General features: G+C 68.7%; 15 protein-coding genes and 1 pseudogene. 9 read left to right on the top strand and 7 right to left on the bottom strand.

All coding sequences use genetic code 11. The features are described 5' to 3' along the window. Positions 1–163: 163 nt before the first annotated feature. Together ACRYA2_RS02825 and ACRYA2_RS02820 are read right to left on the bottom strand one after the other, a co-directional pair. Positions 164–959: pseudogene (locus ACRYA2_RS02825) on the bottom strand (aldo/keto reductase). Positions 960–1245: 286 nt separating this feature from the next. Then, positions 1246–2856, bottom strand: a complete 1611-nt coding sequence (locus ACRYA2_RS02820; protein ID WP_433624012.1) for a spermidine synthase — start codon at positions 2854–2856, stop codon at positions 1246–1248. Positions 2857–2983: 127 nt separating this feature from the next. Between ACRYA2_RS02820 and hpt the strand changes: the two genes are divergently transcribed. From hpt to ACRYA2_RS02805, 3 genes are all read left to right on the top strand, one after another. Next, a complete protein-coding gene (gene hpt, locus ACRYA2_RS02815; RefSeq protein ID WP_433624010.1) occupies positions 2984–3529 on the top strand; it encodes a hypoxanthine/guanine phosphoribosyltransferase in 546 nt (181 codons plus the stop codon). Positions 3530–3659: 130 nt separating this feature from the next. Next, positions 3660–5039 (top strand): uracil-xanthine permease family protein, encoded by a 1380-nt coding sequence (locus tag ACRYA2_RS02810; protein WP_433624008.1) that lies wholly within the window; start codon positions 3660–3662, stop codon positions 5037–5039. Positions 5040–5102: 63 nt separating this feature from the next. Further along, entirely contained in the window at positions 5103–5876 is a 774-nt protein-coding gene (locus ACRYA2_RS02805) for a cupin domain-containing protein (protein ID WP_433624006.1), read from the top strand. Positions 5877–5928: 52 nt separating this feature from the next. Here the strand turns inward: ACRYA2_RS02805 and ACRYA2_RS02800 are convergent, their stop codons facing one another. Continuing rightward, positions 5929–6213 (bottom strand): translation initiation factor eIF-1A, encoded by a 285-nt coding sequence (locus ACRYA2_RS02800; RefSeq protein WP_433624004.1) that lies wholly within the window; start codon positions 6211–6213, stop codon positions 5929–5931. 260 nt (positions 6214–6473) lie between these two features. Between ACRYA2_RS02800 and ACRYA2_RS02795 the strand changes: the two genes are divergently transcribed. Both ACRYA2_RS02795 and ACRYA2_RS02790 read left to right on the top strand, forming a co-directional pair. Continuing rightward, positions 6474–6608 carry a hypothetical protein gene (locus ACRYA2_RS02795; RefSeq protein ID WP_433624002.1) on the top strand — a complete coding sequence of 45 codons (135 nt, stop codon included), beginning with the start codon at positions 6474–6476 and terminating at the stop codon, positions 6606–6608. A 295-nt stretch (positions 6609–6903) separates the two neighbouring features. After that, positions 6904–8448 carry a phosphoenolpyruvate carboxykinase (ATP) gene (locus tag ACRYA2_RS02790; RefSeq protein ID WP_433624000.1) on the top strand — a complete coding sequence of 515 codons (1545 nt, stop codon included), beginning with the start codon at positions 6904–6906 and terminating at the stop codon, positions 8446–8448. A 254-nt stretch (positions 8449–8702) separates the two neighbouring features. Here the strand turns inward: ACRYA2_RS02790 and ACRYA2_RS02785 are convergent, their stop codons facing one another. Continuing rightward, entirely contained in the window at positions 8703–8921 is a 219-nt protein-coding gene (locus ACRYA2_RS02785) for a DUF8015 family protein (protein ID WP_113275548.1), read from the bottom strand. Between the two features lie 151 nt (positions 8922–9072). On the opposite strand from ACRYA2_RS02785, the gene ACRYA2_RS02780 reads away from it, so the two are divergent. Further along, entirely contained in the window at positions 9073–10314 is a 1242-nt protein-coding gene (locus ACRYA2_RS02780) for a DUF7115 domain-containing protein (RefSeq protein WP_433623998.1), read from the top strand. Here the strand turns inward: ACRYA2_RS02780 and ACRYA2_RS02775 are convergent. Then, entirely contained in the window at positions 10298–10768 is a 471-nt protein-coding gene (locus tag ACRYA2_RS02775) for a DUF5830 family protein (protein ID WP_433623996.1), read from the bottom strand. The genes ACRYA2_RS02780 and ACRYA2_RS02775 overlap by 17 nt on opposite strands. Positions 10769–10850: 82 nt before the next feature. Between ACRYA2_RS02775 and ACRYA2_RS02770 the strand changes: the two genes are divergently transcribed. Then, positions 10851–11489 (top strand): TVP38/TMEM64 family protein, encoded by a 639-nt coding sequence (locus tag ACRYA2_RS02770; RefSeq protein WP_433623994.1) that lies wholly within the window; start codon positions 10851–10853, stop codon positions 11487–11489. On the opposite strand, the gene ACRYA2_RS02765 is transcribed toward ACRYA2_RS02770, so the two are convergent. After that, the gene (locus ACRYA2_RS02765; RefSeq protein WP_433623992.1) at positions 11486–11683 is read right to left on the bottom strand and encodes an HVO_2523 family zinc finger protein; all 198 of its coding nucleotides are present in this window, start codon (positions 11681–11683) and stop codon (positions 11486–11488) included. The two genes, ACRYA2_RS02770 and ACRYA2_RS02765, sit on opposite strands and share 4 nt — an antisense overlap. A gap of 134 nt (positions 11684–11817) precedes the next feature. Here ACRYA2_RS02765 and ACRYA2_RS02760 point away from each other — a divergent pair, with 134 nt between their 5' ends. Next, complete coding sequence (locus ACRYA2_RS02760; RefSeq protein WP_433623990.1) at positions 11818–13749, top strand: aldehyde ferredoxin oxidoreductase family protein; 1932 nt, start codon at positions 11818–11820, stop codon at positions 13747–13749. A 228-nt stretch (positions 13750–13977) separates the two neighbouring features. After that, entirely contained in the window at positions 13978–15216 is a 1239-nt protein-coding gene (locus tag ACRYA2_RS02755) for a trans-sulfuration enzyme family protein (RefSeq protein WP_433623988.1), read from the top strand. Here the strand turns inward: ACRYA2_RS02755 and ACRYA2_RS02750 are convergent. Further along, positions 15152–16264, bottom strand: a complete 1113-nt coding sequence (locus ACRYA2_RS02750; protein ID WP_433623986.1) for a M48 family metallopeptidase — start codon at positions 16262–16264, stop codon at positions 15152–15154. The genes ACRYA2_RS02755 and ACRYA2_RS02750 overlap by 65 nt on opposite strands. Positions 16265–16270 lie beyond the last annotated feature (6 nt).

Raw genomic sequence — 16270 nt, 5'->3', positions numbered from 1 at the left:
CGGCCTGCTCTCCCGCGTTGAGTACCGGGCGAACCCCGGCGTCGACGACTATCGGGAGGACTCGCGGCGGTAGGGAGAGCGACCGGCATCGACATCGGCCCCGTTCGTCGGGGCGATACATCGCCGTTCGGGGTAGTGGTCCTCGCCGCTCCCGGTCGCGTCGTCAGCGCCAGGGCGCGTCCTCGAAGTCGACCCGTCGCTCTTCGCGGTCGATAGCGTCTGCGCTCCCGGTCCTCGTCCGAGAGCGAAAGTTGCCGTGCCTCGTAGTTCTCCCGGATGTGCGCCTCGGAGGTGGACTTCGGGATGGCGACCACGTTCTCCTTCGAGGATAACCAGGCGAGGGCCACCTGCGCCGGCGTCGCGTCGTACGCTTCGGCGATCTCGACCAGTTCGGGCAGTTCGGTCACCGCACCCTTCGCCAGCGGGGAGTACGCGACGAGGTAGTGGTTGTGTTCGCGGGCGACTGCCCGGAGCCGTTCCTGCTGGAGCAGCGGGTGGCACTCGACCTGGTGGGCGAACAGGGGGACGTCGAGGTGTGCGAGCGCGTCGTCGAGCAGTTCCGGCGTGAAGTTGGAGAGGCCGACGTTGCGAATCACGCCCTCGTCGTGGAGGTCGGCGAACGCCGCGAGCGTCTCCTCGGCGTCGTACGCCCGCAGCGGCCAGTGGACGTACAGGAGGTCGATGACGTCCACGCCGAGCCGGTCGCGACTCGTCCGGGCGCGTTCCAGCACGTCGTCGTACGAGAGATTCGCCGAGTGCACCTTCGTCGCGACGAACACCTCGTCGCGGTCGACGTCGGCGGCGGCGATGGCTTCGCCGACCGCGGCCTCGTTCTCGTACATCTCGGCGGTGTCGACGTGGCGATACCCGTAGTTCAGCGCGGTCTCGACGCTCGCCGCGCACGCGTCGGGGTCGGTATCGTAGGTTCCGATACCGACGTCGGGGAGTGTGCCGACCATCGTCCAAGCCGTCGACCGGCCCCGTTATGGCTCTTTCCGGTACTTCGTTCCCGTTAGATAGATTACGGTTTCGCGCGTCGACGGTGAACCGCTCCGTCGTCCGTCGGCGAGTCGTGTTCGCCGCCCGACGCCCGAGGCGAGTGGTTCGCCGGAGACGAGTGACGCCGTCCGACCCGTGGACTCGAACTCGTCGAACCGTACCTCTACTTCGACGCCGCCTCGGACGGCGCTGGCACGTTCGCCGACGCGGTCGCCTCGGCCGTCCGCCGCGCGAGGTAGGGTGACGCTATCCCGCGCTTTCGGCAGGTCGCGCGAGCGTCGGGCGAGCGGCGCGGCTCCCCGACGGCTCCGTCGACCGATTGTGCCCCCGTTCGACGACGTACCGCTGACCGGCCATTGGGTCGAGGAGGCTGTTCACCGGGGCATGGTCGTCGCGGAGCACCGGAACGTCGCCGGTCTTCGGCCCGGTCCGGTAGTCGTCGATTTCCCGCGAGAGGTCGATGCCGATATCGCGGTTCGCGTTCCGCGCCCGGAGTTCCGCCTGCGTGATGCGTCGCGGGTCCTTCGTCGCGACGACCTCGATGTTCTGGACGGCGCTCACGCCCGCGGTCGGGAAGCCGTACACCTGCGGGAACACCTGCGCCATCGTCTCGTACTCTGCGCGGTAGAACTTCGAGGCGGGACCGCTCGGTGCGGAGATGAGGTTCGCGAACAGGACGCCGTCGTCGGAGAGTCGGCGCTCGGCCAACCGCATGAACTCCACCGTCGTCAACTGGAACGGGACCTTGTCCTTCTTGTAGGCGTCGAGTACGATGAGGTCGTACGTCTGGTTGGTCTCCCGGAGGAACTGCCGTCCGCCCCGGTTGTAGACGTTCAACTGGGGGGACTCCTCGACGCCGAAGTACCGCTTGGCGACGTCGATGACCTCGGGGTCTATCTCCGCGACGTCGACCGTCGCGTCGTACTCCCGGGCGAAGTGTTTCGGGCCGGTGAACCCGCCCCCGCCGACGAACAGCACCCGGTCGACGTCGTCGGTCATGAGATACGGCAGGTGGAAGTACCGCGTGTAGTCGAAGACGTGCCGGTCGGGGTCGTCCAGGTCCATCGCGCTGTGTCGCTGGCCGTCCAGGTACAGCGTCCTGACGCCGCCGCGGTCCGCGACCTCCAGTTCCTGGTACGGCGTCTGGGTGTGGTAGACGACCTCCCCGTGTGCGGAGAATCCCACGGACCCGCCGCCGGCTGCCGCGACGAGCAGCAGTGCGACGCCCAGCGTGGCGTACACCGGCTTCGGACTGGCGGCGGGCGCGGCGAGCCACAGGGCCGTCCCGACGAGCAGTAGCCCGAATCCGAGCCCTATCTGCTCGATACCGAGCGCCGGGACGAGGAAGAACGTCGTCCCGAACGCACCGACGATGCTGCCGACGGTCCCCAGCGCGTACACGTGCCCGGAGGCTTCGCCGGGACTCTCCTTTTCTGAGAGCTCCGCGGCGTACGGGCTGACGAACCCGAGCAGGTACGTCGGCGGGCCGAAGAGCAGCGTCACGGCGGGAAGGGAGGCGAACCGGGCGGGGAGCGGAATCGTCGCGGCCACGGCCAGCAGCGTGTCGCTGGCGAAGACGAGCAGCGCGACGTACGCCGCGGTACCGAGGAGCAGCCACGTCAGCCGCTCGTTCGTCGCTCGCGACGCCGCCCGTCTCCCACCGAGGTAGTAGCCGAGGCTCAGCGCCGCGAGGAAGACCGCGATGATACTGCCCCACGTGTAGATGCTGCTCCCGAACTGCGGTGCGACGATGCGTCCGGCGAGTATCTCCAGTCCCATGCTGGTGACCCCCGAGACGAACACCGCCAGTTCCGGCCTGGACACCCGTCTCCGCTCGCGGTCTCGAAACGCCGCCATCCGGAACCCGTACGGGAGGCGACTCAATAATTCCTTCTCCCGCACGGCAGGGGCCGTGAGATGGCGTCGAGGTCGGCCCCCGACTGGAGAGCGAACCGTTTTTCCCACGTTTCGAGTAACGGACCACATGGACCGACTGCACGAGTCACTCCACGAGGCGCCGATAATCGACAAGGACGGCTACCAGTATCTCGTCCACCCCATCAGCAACGGGGTGCCGATGCTCGAACCCGAACTGCTGCGCGAGGTCGTCGTCGGTCTCACGCGGGCGGCCGACCTCGACGTGGACAAGATAGTCGCCCCGGAGGCGATGGGCATCCACATCGCGACCGCGCTCTCCCTGCAGACGGACGTCCCGCTGGTGGTCATCCGCAAGCGCGAGTACGGCCTCGACGGCGAGGTGGCGCTCCACCAGACGACGGGCTACTCGGAGTCGGAGATGTACATCAACGACGTCGAGGAGGGCGACCGCGTCCTCGTCGTCGACGACCTGCTGTCGACGGGCGGAACGCTTGCGTCCATCTGCGACGCGCTCGACGACATCGGCGCCGAGATAACCGACATCGCGGTCGTCATCCGGAAGGTCGGCGAGACGGCGCTCGACGACACGGACTACGAGGCGACGAGCCTCGTCGACATCTCCGTCGAGGACTACGAGGTCACGATCCACTGACCGGGCGGACTCGACCGGCGGCGCTCCGCAGGCGGAATACACGAACTTGCATATTATCACGATAGCAAAGGCGGATATACGCTCGAACGCGGAACTATTATTGCAGGTCGCCGACTCCTGGGGAGTACAGATGACGACCGACACGGACGGGGAGATCGACCTCGAGTACGAACTCGACGAACGGCCGCCGTGGCCGAAGTCGCTCCTCTTGGGGCTGCAACACGTCTCGGTGATGATCGTTCCGGCGACGGCGGTCGCGTACATCGTCGCGGGTGCCGTCGACCTCGGGGCGGCGAACACCGCCTACGTCGTCCAGATGGTGCTCCTGTTTTCCGGGCTGGCGACGGTCGTCCAGGCGTACGCCGTCGGGCCGGTCGGGTCCCGGCTCCCCATCGTGATGGGGACGAGCTTCACGTTCGTCGGCGCGGCGACGACCGTCGGCGTGAACTACGGGCTCGGTGCCGTCTTCGGCTCGATTCTCGTCACTGGCTTCCTCGTCGAGGGGCTCATCGGCTGGCAGTTCGAACGCATCAGACCCTTCTTCCCGCCGCTCGTGACGGGACTGGTCGTGGTCATCATCGGACTGTACCTCGTCCCCGTCGCCATGGACTACTCGGCGGGCGGCGTCGGTGCCAGCGACTACGGCGCGGTACACAACGTCGGTCTCGCCGCGCTCGTCCTGTTCGTCGCGGTCGCGCTCAACCTGTTCACCGACGGCATCACGCGACTCCTGAGCACGCTGACCGGTATCGCGGTCGGCTACGTGGCCGCCGTCTCGCTCGGCATCGTGAACTTCGCGCCCGTCGGCGAGGCCGCCTGGTTCGCGGTTCCGCGACCGGGCGCGTTCGGTCTCGCGTTCGAACCCGTCCCGATGGTCACGTTCGCGTTCCTGTTCCTCGTCTCCGCGATGGAGACCGTCGGCGACATGTCCGGTATCACGGCCGCCGAGGGCAGGAACCCGACCGGCGAGGAGTTCCGCGGCGGGCTGTTCACCGACGGTCTCCTGAGCTCCGTCGGGTCGGCGTTCGGCGCGTTCCCCGTGACGTCGTTCTCCCAGAACGTGGGGGTCGTCAACTTCACGGGCGTGATGAGCCGCCACGTCGTCGGCGTGGCCGGCGTCATCCTCGCGATACTCGGGCTCAGCCCGAAGGTGGGTGCCGCCGTCGCGACCATTCCGAGCGCCGTCTTCGGCGGGGCCGTCCTGCTGATGGCCGGGATGGTCGCCGCAAGCGGCACGCGCCTGCTCCTCCTCCACACCGACCTCGACCGCCGGAACATGGTCATCGTTGCCGTCTCACTCGGACTCGGTCTCGGCGTCGCCACGCGCCCAGACGCGCTCGGCGGACTTCCCCAGGCCGCACGGACCTTCTTCGGGGAACCGGTCGTCGTGACGGCGCTGACGGCGCTCGTCCTCAACGCCCTCGCCCCCGGCGAGCAGAGCCCGCTCTTCGACGCGCCGGATGAAGAGACCCCGACCGAATCACGGGACCGCCCCGCGAGCGGCGACTGATTCACCGACCACGCGGACCACAGGATTACGGCGGTCGACGCCGTAGGACGGCACGGACTTCTCATGACATCCGAACCCGCTATCTCGGTCGTCAGACCGGACGACTTCGAGCGAACGGACCAGGCGGCGACGCGGGCGACTGTCTTCGAGACCGACGAGACGCTGCTGGTCCGGAGTCGACTGGACGGCGGAGAGTCGTCCGGGTGGCACACGCAAGGCGACAGGGACGCCTACGGCGTCGTGCTGGAGGGGAGAGCGCGCATCGAGTACGGACCGGACGGCGCGAACGCGGTCGAGGCCGAGGCGGGCGAGTTCTTCCACGTCCCCGCGGGGGTCGTCCACCGGGACGCGAATCCGGGCGACAACGAGCGGTCGACCGTGACCGCGTTCGTCGGGGCCGGAGCGTCCGTGGTCGACGCCGACGGGCCGTCGTCGGACGCTCCCGGCTCGCCGCCGAGGGTCGTGGGCGAGGACGACCTCGTCGCGACCGCCGAACTCGCGAACCTGACGCGCCTGACGCCGTTCCCGGACGCCGACGTCCAGCAGGTTCGCGGCCACGCCGACGGGCGCGTCGAGTCCAACTGGCACCACCACGGCGACAACGACGTGTTCGGACACGTGCTCGACGGCGAGGGCTACATCGAGTGGGGGACGGGACGGAACGAGCGGAAGCTGGCTCGTGCGGGCGAGTTCTTCCACGTCCCCGCGGGAGTCGTCCACCGGGACGTGAACCCGAGCGACGACGAACAGGACTACGTCCTCTGGCTCACCGGTTCGGAGCCGCGGAACGTCCCCGTCGACGACCCCTCGAGCGACGGAGACGTCTCTGGCGGGTAGCGTCGTCGAAGAACTGTCGTTCTGCGAACGTCACCTCTCGGGCCGAGCGAACTTACTCGATGTGGCCTTCGGCGCGAAGCTGGTCGGCGTCCTGGCCGGTGTACCGCCACTCGATGTTGGCCTTCTCGTCCTGCCAGTCCCAGGGTTCGACGACGACGACGTCGCCCTCGTCGATCCAGGTTCGGTACTTCATTCGGCCAGGGATGCGTCCCATCCGGTTCTTGCCGTCCTCACACTGGACGCGAACGTGGTTCCCGCCGTTGTGTTCGGTGACGACCGCGAACAGCTCGTCGTTGTTGGGCATTCGGAGATTCCGACGCCCGGATTCTTCACTCACACCTTCACTACGCACGTCACACGTATAAACCATCGGAGAGTCCCGGTACCATCTGACACGGTGGTAGACCGTTCGTCGTCGCCCGGTACGGCGCTCACTGCTGGCGATTCCCGGCGATAGACCCCGGCGAACACCGCCGACCTGGAGGAACGCCGACCGTTCCATCCCTCGACGAACGCAGACCGCTCCGCCCGGACGACTGCCACCGTCCGGCTATCGCAAATCGTTCGCTTATGCGGTTCTGCATGGTACCTCGACGCATGTCCGACGAGAACGACCGCGAGAACGAGACCGAGGAAGAACAGAACCAGTACGGCGGGGACTCACAGAGCATGGACGCGGAGGGACAGACCGAGCGCATCCAGAACGAAACCGACGAAGACGACGAAAACTGAACGGCGACGGGGCGTCCGGGTGACGGTCGGCGGAGCGGAAACGGCCGCAGTCGGCGCCCCGGTGGCGGAAGGGACCGCCTTCTCGGGTCGCTCGGAGCGTTCGCGGAGACGCGTCACCCGGGGCCGTCACGGTCACGCCGCGCGGGGGCGAGCGACCGTCCGTCGCGGAGCGGTTCGACGATGCGGGGAACCGGGGCGATTTACTCGGGATCGAAAAACAAAATCCGCGTTACAGGCGCTCTGGAGGGCGACAAACGGTGAATAATTAAACCTCCTCCTGTTGTCTTCGACCACGATGTCAGACTCCGCGCCGAGGGTCCGAACGCCGACGACCGCCCTGCCCGACCCCGTAGAAGCGGACGGCGTCGTCTACGACCCGTCGCTGGAACGACTCCGGGAATTCTCCGAGAACCTCGAAACGACGACCGAGTTCGGCTCCCCGTCGTACGTCAGCGACCACCGCTCGCGCAACGCCGACCGGACGAGAAACGAGGTCGACGACGACTTCGACGCGAGCGACTACGCACACGTCGAGGACGCCATCGAGTACGCTCGCGACCACGAGATGGTCTGTCTCGACCGCCGGATGGGCCGCCACCCCGACCACTCCTACCGCTGCCGGCTGTACGTGCCGAAACCGCACGCGCGCATCGCCCTCGCGTGGGCGAAGCTGTTCGAGCCGGTGACGGCGGAGGACGGCCAGCGAGCGCCCGACCCCGACTTCGTCACCATCCAGGTGCCAGAGCGCGACGAGGTCGCTGTCCGCGTCCTCCCCGACGACGGCGTGACCGCCGTGCTGGGCAGCGACTACACCGGTGAGGCCAAGAAGTCCTTCCTCCGCCTGTTCATGTACCACGCCAAGCGCGGGGGCGGACTCGGCCTCCACGCCGGGAGCAAGCGCGTCCGACTACGGCGCGGCGAAGCGGGCGCGGACGACGACGGCGACGGTATCGACGAGGTCGGACAGCTGTTCCTCGGACTGTCGGCGACCGGCAAGTCGACGCTGACCGCTCACGGTCTCCGACTCGACGAGCCCGAGGAAGCGACGATGCTCCAGGACGACGTCTGTGCGTTGCTTCCCGACGGCACCGTCGCCGGGAGCGAGGGCAACGGGCTGTACGTCAAGACCATCGGACTCGACGCCGACGAACAGCCCGCGATGTACGACGCGGTCATGCACGAGTCCACCGTCCTGGAGAACGTCGACGTGGCCGACGACGGCACCGTCGACTTCGACAGCGACCGCCACACGTCCAACGGTCGGGCGGTCATCCAGCGCGAACACCTCTCGTCCGCGGGGGAGGACGTCGACCTCGAGTCGGTCGACCAGGTGTTCTTCATCACGCGCAACCCGACGATGCCACCGGTCGCGAAGCTCTCGCCCGAGGAGGCCGCGGCGGCGTTCATGCTCGGGGAGTCCGTCCAGACCAGCGCGGGCGACCCCTCGAAGGCGGGCGAGGCCATCCGCGTGGTCGGGACCAACCCCTTCATCGTCGGCTCGAAAGGCGAGGAGGGCAACCGGTTCCGCGACCTCGTCACCGACCTCGACGTTGACTGCTTCGTCCTCAACACCGGCGACCTGGGCGGGACCGACATCCGCGTCGAGGACTCGGTGACTCTCCTGCGCGAACTCGTCCGCGGCACCGTCGAGTGGACCGACGACGAGGCGACGGGCCTCACCGTCCCCGCGTCGGTGCCGGGGATGGACGTGGACGCGTTCTCGGTCGCGGACAACGTCGACGACCACGAGCGGAAGCTGGCGGAGTTGCGCACCGAGCGGCGGGTCCACCTCAACACGTTCGAGGACCTGGACGAGGAGATTCGAGACGCCGTCTACTGACCCCTCGCCGCGTCGCGCCCCGACGCGGGCCGCCGGACGAGGGCGTCCGCTCCGGCGGTCGTCGCCGTCCAGTGACGGGCGCGCCGCACCGTCCGGGAGGGACCGCACCAGAGGGGGTAGGCCGCACCTGCCCCGGGTGTGGACCGGAATACCGCTCTCCGACGCCGCCCGCGGGGACGACTGCTCCTCGACCGGGAGTTCGACTCGCGGTTCGGTCTCCGCGACCGGAAATTCGACTCGCGGCGGGCGTCGAATCAGTTCAGCGAGTCGACCTCGTCGGTGAGGTCGTCCGGCGCGTCCACCGGGCCGTTGACGAACAGGCCGTGACCGACGAGGAGCACGCCGACGAATCCGCCAGCTATCGCCGTGGTCGTCGTCGGAATGGCGGTCAACTGCCCAACGGCGACGCCGCCTATCAGGCTGACGAAGATGGCAGCGAGAACGAGGTCGTAGTACTGCCAGGTGTATCCCATGTCCCAGTGAACGTGATTCTCACGTGAAGTTCTGGCGGTCGTCCGCCGTCGAGACCGGGGAACGGACCGTCCCATGTCGAGCGGTCGATGCGACTGCCGACCTGACGGTTCGTCGCCACTACTGACCACACGGGGGTATCCATTCCACTTCATGAGTATTCCGGAAATCGTACAGTCCACGCTGGGCGACGAGCAAGTCGCCGCGACGGTCCCCCTCGGCGGTGAAGACGCCCTCTACGTGACGCCGACGCGGACGCTCATCTACCGGGGCGACGGCCTGTTGAGCGACGAGTCCGTCGTGGAGTACTCCCACGACGCCGAGCGCATCGAGGTGACCGAGGGCCGACGGAAGGCGACGGTCGCCCTCGACTACGGCATCGACGGCGTCGAGGAGTTCACGGTCCCCGCCAAACGCCTCCACGACGCCCTCCACCCGGTCCTCGCGGGCGTGCTCAACGGCGCGGGCGTCACCGACGCCAACGAGCAGGTCATCCAGACCTACCAGTTCAGCGAACTCACGCTCGTCGTCACGAGCGCACGCGTCGTGAAACACGTCGGCGAGGCCGTCTGGGACGAGGACTTCGAGCAGTACCACTTCGAGGACGTGACCCGCCTTGACGTCGAGGAGGGCACCGTCTCCTCCCAGATAATCATCGAGGCCGACGGCCGGCCCCAGCGCGTCAAGACGCCCAGCAACCGAACGCGGGAGGTGCGGGAACGCGTCGAGCGCGCGCTGCTCTCCTACCACGACGCCGACTCGTACGCCGAGTTCGAGCGCAGTGCCGCGCCCGACGACGCCGATGACGAAGCGTCCGACGCTAGTGACGCCGACGACGCCGACGACCCGTTCGGCGGCGTCGACCCCATCCAGGCGAACCCGCCGGAACTCGACGTCGACGGCCAGGTCGTCGAGGCCGATTCCGACGCCGGCGTCGACGACGAGTCCGCCGACGCCCTCGGCGATACGGCGAACGCGGACGCCGAGACCGCGACCGACGCCAGCGACGCAAGCGCCGACGTCGAGACCAGTTCCGGCGGCTCCGTCGTGGTGGACGACCCCGTCGGAGATGCAGCGAGCGGCGGAACGGAGAGCGTCGACGCGGCAAGCGTCGACGACGCGGTGTCCGAGGACGAACCCGCCGGTACCGGCGGCGACGGAGCGCTCGCGACTACGGGTCGCGAGTCGACCGCCGAATCCCGGGAGGAAACGGCCGACGGCGAGTCGTCCGGGTTCGCCGGCTCCGGGTTCGAGCCCGCCGAGGAGAACATGGGCGACGACGTCGAGGAGCGACTGGCGGCGCTCACCGAAGCGGTCGAACGCCAGAACGAACTGCTGGAGCGCCAGCAGCGGACCATCGAGCGGCTCGTCGACCGACTCAGTCGCGACCAGTGACCTTCCGGATGCAGGACGAACCGAACGGACCGTGCTCGCCGGCGTCGAGTTTCACGAAGTGACCCTCGGAGATGCTGGCCCCGCAGCGCTGGCAGGTGAAGTCGCCCTCCTTGACCACGACCTCGCTCTCGAACCGGACGAACCCGCCGCCGGTAGGCCGGATGATGCCCTGCTCGCGTTCGACGAGGCCGCGCTTCTCGGCCTCGTCGAGGATGGTCCGGGTCGTCGTGGGGTCGGTCGTGATGGTCTCGATGCGGTCGACCGCCTCCGCGACCGACAGTTCGGCGTGTTCGAGTTTCCCGAGCAGTTCGACGCCCAGCGCCACGGGGTCGTCCCGGCCATCGCCGTCGCGCCGACCGGCGTCCGCCTCCGACCCGCTCCCTGACTCGCCCGCCTCGGCGCTCTCGCCAGTCGAACTCTTCGATGCATGGGGGGCATCGTCCTCTTCGCTCATCGTCTCCGAATCGGCCACCTGACGGATTAAAAGTTGCGCGCGGAAGAAAGTACTTAGCCGTCCGGCGGGCAAACTGGGGTGAATGGCAGTGCGTCAGCACCGCCGGCAGCTCGCCGGTCTCGCCGTCCTCTCGCTCGTCGTCGCCGCGGGGTTGGTCGTCTCGCCCGACCTCGTCTACCGGCAGGTCGAGGCGGTCACCGACAGCCCCACGCTCGCCGCGGGCGCGTTCCTCCTCGTCTATCTCGTCCGTCCGGTGCTGGCGTGGCCGACCTCGGCGGTCGCGCTGGCGGTCGGGTACGTCTACGGCCCGGTCGTCGGCTTCCCCGTCGCGCTCGCCGGCACGACCGCGAGCGCCTGCGTCCCGTTCCTCGGTGCGCAGTACTTCCGGGGCGATGGCGGTCTCGCCGGGCGACTGGGAGCCTCGGGCGAGCGCTTCTTCGACGCGACCGGCGACCTGCGCGGCATGGTCGCCTCGCGGCTCGCGCCCGCGCCCTCCGACCCCGTCTCGGCGGCCGCGGGGCTCTCGGGGGTCCCCCTGCGCGCGTTCGTCCTCGGGACGGCGCTCGGCGAGGTGCCCTGGACCGCCGCCGCCGTGCTGGCCGGGGGGTCGCTGGAGACGCTCGCTGCGGGGTCGGTCGGGAAGAACTGGTGGCTCGTCGCCGCCGCGGCGGTCGTCGCGCTCGCCCTGCTCGTGCAACCGGCCCGCGAGGCGCTGACCTAGTTCCAGAAGGTGTCCCCGCAGTCCATCACGACGCCGTGGTTCGGACAGACGTACTTGCAGTGGCGGCGGAACATCGGCTCCTGGCACGTCGGACACGGCCGACCGCCCGTCGCGTCGTCCACCACCTCGGTCGCGTCCGTCGCCGCCGCCCCATCCCTATCGGACTCCTCGCCCGCGTTCGTCTCGTCGCCCATGCGCGAACGACCGGCCGCCGACTGTATCACTGTTTTCACTATCGTCCGGCCGTCGTCGACGTAACCGAAATCGGTTACCCAAGGATGGGAACGAATAACGTGCTAGCGCACCATTATAACGGATAGAAGTTACTATGACTGACTTAGGCGGTTTCCAGGACCACGTCGCCCGCGTCGACCTCACGGACGGAGCGGTCGACTACGAGGGCGTCGACGACCAGGACGCGAAGAAGTACATCGGTGCCCGCGGACTCGGAGTGAAGTACGTGTTCGACCAGGGACCGGACGTCGACCCGCTCGGCCCCGACAATCTGCTCGCCTTTATGAACGGGCCGTTGACCGGCACGCAGACGGTGATGAGCGGACGCATCGCGGTCTGTACGAAGTCGCCGCTGACGAACACCGTCACGGACAGCCACCACGGCGGCTGGTCGGGCGCGCGACTGAAGTGGGCCGGCTTCGACGGCCTGCTGTTCGAGGGGCAGGCCGACGACCCCGTCTACGCCTTCGTCGAGGACGGTGAGGTCGAACTCCGCGACGCCTCCCACCTCTGGGGCAAGGGCGTCCACGAGACGCGCGACACGCTCGAGGAGGAGGTCGAGGGGTCGTACGGCAAGAACCTCTCGCTGATGGCCATCGGTCCCGGCGGCGAGAACCAGGTTCGGATGGCATGCATCATCAACGAGGACGACCGCGCCTCGGGCCGCGGCGGCACCGGCGCGGTGATGGGGTCGAAGAACCTCAAGGCGGTCGTCGTGAAGTCGACGACGAAGATGCCCCAGCCCGCCGACTCGGAGACGTTCCAGAAGGGCCACAAGCAGGCGATGCAGGCCATCCAGGAGTCGGACGTGACCGCGCCGAACGAGGGCGGTCTCTCGATGTACGGCACGAACGTCCTGATGAACCTCACCGAGGAGATGGACGGCCTGCCGACCCGCAACGCCGCGTACACCAGCACGCACAGCGAGGCCGAGTCGGAGCCGGACGAGCCGAACATCGACGCCGAGAACGTTTCCGGTGAGAACGTCCGTGAGAACATCCTCGTCGACGAGCCGACGTGTCACTCCTGCCCCGTCGCCTGCAAGAAGGAGGTCGAGGTGCAGGTCCACCACAAGGGCGAGGACATGAACATCCGGATGGAGTCGTACGAGTACGAGTCGGCATGGGCGCTCGGTCCGAACTCGATGAACGACGACCGCGACAAGATCGCGGCGATGATCGACCGCTGCAACGACATGGGCATCGACACCATCGACACCGGGAATACGATGGCCATGGCGATGGAGGCCACCGAAGAGGGTCGCCTCGACGAGGGACTCGACTGGGGCGACTCCGAGACGATGCTGGAGATGATCGAGCGCATCGCCCACCGCGAGGACGACCTCGCGGACCTGCTGGCCCGGGGCTCGATGCGCGCCGCCGAGGAGCTCGGCGACGCCGAGATGTCCCTCGACGTGAAGGGCCAGACGATGGCCGCCTACGACCCCCGCAGCATGAAGGGGATGGCCATCGGCTACGCGACGAGCAACCGCGGCGCCTGCCACCTCCGCGGCTACACGCCGTCCGCCGAGATCCTCGGCTTACCGGAGAAGGTCGAACCCACCGAGTGGGAGGGGAAGGGCGAGCTCTGTGTCACCTTCCAGGACATGCACGCCATCTCGGACAGCTTCGACATCTGCAAGTTCAACGCCTTCGCGGAGGGCATCGAGGAGTACGTCATGCAGTACAATGGCATGACCGGCCGCGACGTCTCCGAGGAGGAACTGATGGAGGCGGGCGAGCGCATCTACAACCTCGAACGCTACTACAACAACCTCGTCGGCTTCGACGGCGAGGACGACGACCTGCCGGCCCGGTTCGTCGAGGGCAGCCCCGAGGCCATCCCCGGCAAGGGCGGTTCCGAGGGCGAACTCGTCGAACTCGCCGAGCTGAAAGACGAGTACTACGCCGTCCGCGACTGGGAGGACGGCGTCGTGCCCGACGAGAAGCTCGAGGAACTCGGCATCGACGTCGGTCCTGGCACCGGCGTGTCCCGCGGCGGCGCGGCGGCGTCCAGCGACGACTGAAACGACCGGCGACCGCTCTCGTCCCGTCCGTCGCGGCGCGCGCGACGGTCGCGGGTGGCCGCGCGCATTCGGTTCACCGCGACGGATCGTTGTATTCTCTCCTCTTCGTCAGGAACGATGTCGGACGATGTTCGGCGATAATTCGTGTGCGAGCGCGATTCTCTCGACGCATGGCAACACCTGCCGCATCGAAAGATACTAAATTAGGATGCCGAAGGGACCGGTGGCATGACCGACCCCTCCGACGCGGACCCTCGGTTCGAGACGCTGGCGGTGACCCACGGCGAGCAACCGTCGCACGACGAGCGGGCGGGCGACGTGACGATGCCCGTCCACCTCTCGTCGACGTACGAGGTGCCCGGCATCGACCCCGACACCGCCCTCGAGGACCTCGACCCCGAGGACAACGAGTACCTCTACTCGCGGCTGGCGAACCCGACACGCCACGCCCTGGAGAAGCGACTGGCGGCGCTGGAGGGTGGCGACCACGCCATGACCTTCGCCTCCGGCACGTCGGCCATCGTCGCGACGGTCACGGCGACCGTCGAACCCGGCGACCACATCGTCGCGTTCGACGACCTCTACGGCGGGACGAACACCATGCTGAAGGAACTGTTCCGGGACCGCCTCGACGTGGCGGTCGACTTCGTCGACGCCCGCGACCCGGAGAACGTCGCCGACGCCGTCCGCGAGGAGACGGAACTCGTCTGGATGGAGACGCCGACGAACCCCCTGCTCCGGCTCTGTGACATCGAGGCCATCGCCTCGATTGCGGCGTCCGCCGACGCCCGCCTCGGCGTGGACAACACCTTCCTCTCGCCGTACTTCCAGCGCCCGCTCGACCTCGGCGCGGACGTGGTCGTCCACAGCACGACGAAGTACCTCAACGGACACAGCGACTCGCTGGGCGGCGTCGCCGTCACCGACGACGACGACCTCGCGAACGAGATCGGGTTCCTCCAGCAGGTCGGGATGGGGAACGTGCTCGCGCCGTTCGACGCCTTCCTCACGCTGCGCGGTCTGAAGACGCTGCCGCTGCGCATGCGACAGCACGAGACCAACGCCGCCGAAATCGCCGCGTTCCTCGACGAACACGACCGCGTCGAGACGGTGTACTACCCGGGGCTCGAATCGCACCCCCAGCGCGACCTCGCGAGGCGGCAGATGGACGGCGCGGGCGGCGTGCTGTCGTTCGAACTCGCTGGCGACCTCGCCGACGTCGAGCGGTTCGTCGCGGAACTGGAGGCGTTCGAACTGGCGGTCAGTCTCGGCGGCGTCGAGTCGCTGATAGAACACCCCGCGAGCATGACGCACTCGCCGCTGTCGCCCGAGGAGCGCGCGGAACTCGGCATCACCGACTCGCTGCTCCGGGTGTCGGCCGGCGTCGAACACCCCCGCGACCTCATCGCGGACCTGGACGCCGCCCTGGAGGCTCTCGACCGAGGCGCGCGACGCGCCTCTCGATAGAGGGGTGGGAGGCGAAAGCGCCGAGATGCCGCCCCGGTCCCGCGAGCACGAGTTTGCGGTCGGCCAGTTCCGAGAGCGCGCCGGCCAGCGCGCCGGCCCCGGCACGGTCGGCCGCCCAACGGTCCGCGTCGTACTCCGTCCACCGGACGACCCAAAACAGCGCGACGGTGGCCGGCAGCGAGAGGACGAGGACCGCGGCGAACGCGCCGTCGACGTGAAACTCGACCGCCGCGACGAGCGGGACGAGCAGACACATCGGTAGCGCGACCCGGAGCGCGACGTGTCCCCGACGGTGGTGGGCGAGTTCGTGGGCGAGCACGGCCCGCCGCTCAGCGGGACCGAGCACGTCGAACAGCGATTCCGCGAGGAAGACGTAGCGAGCGCCGGGAGCGACGCCCGCCGCGAACGCCACGCCGACCCGGGTGGCGTCCGGGACGACGCGAACGCGCACGTCGTCGGGCAGGTCGACGAGCGACGCGCACTCGCCGGGCGTCGGCGGGCGAGCGCGCAGCACGTACGAGAGCAGGACGGGCATCCCGGCGGCACCCGCGACGGCGACGGCGAGTGCGGCGACCACCCTGCCCCACCCGGCGGGCGCGACCCAGACGACGACCGCGGCGACCCCGACCGCGAGCGGCATCGCCGGGACGCGGGCGAGGAACCAGCGAACCACGTCCGAACGGGTCGCTTCCACCGGCCGCACCTCGCGCCGGTACGGGTGAACGGCGAGGTCGACCGCGACCACGACCAGCAGGACGGGACCGAGGAAGACGACGCAGGCGACGAGCACCGCGCCGTAGGCGGTGCCGGCGATGCCCGCGGGGAGCGTTCCCGCGACGAACGGCGTGACTCCCGAGAGCTCCGAGACGACGACCGCTCCGCTCCCGCCGACGAGGCTGCCGGCGCGCCGGAGCGTTCGCAGGCGCGCCGCCGTCCGTACCCGCGACGCGTGCTTCCGGGCGACGCGAGCCGCCAGCGCGCTGGCGAGACCGTAGCTCGCCAGCGCGAGCGTCGCGTGGGCGAGAATCGTGACGACGGCGGAGTACACGCCCGC

The organism is Halomicrococcus pelagicus (assembly GCF_050954125.1).
The sequence above is the reverse complement of the archived record's forward strand: the minus strand, read 5'-3'. Positions and strand labels throughout refer to the sequence as shown.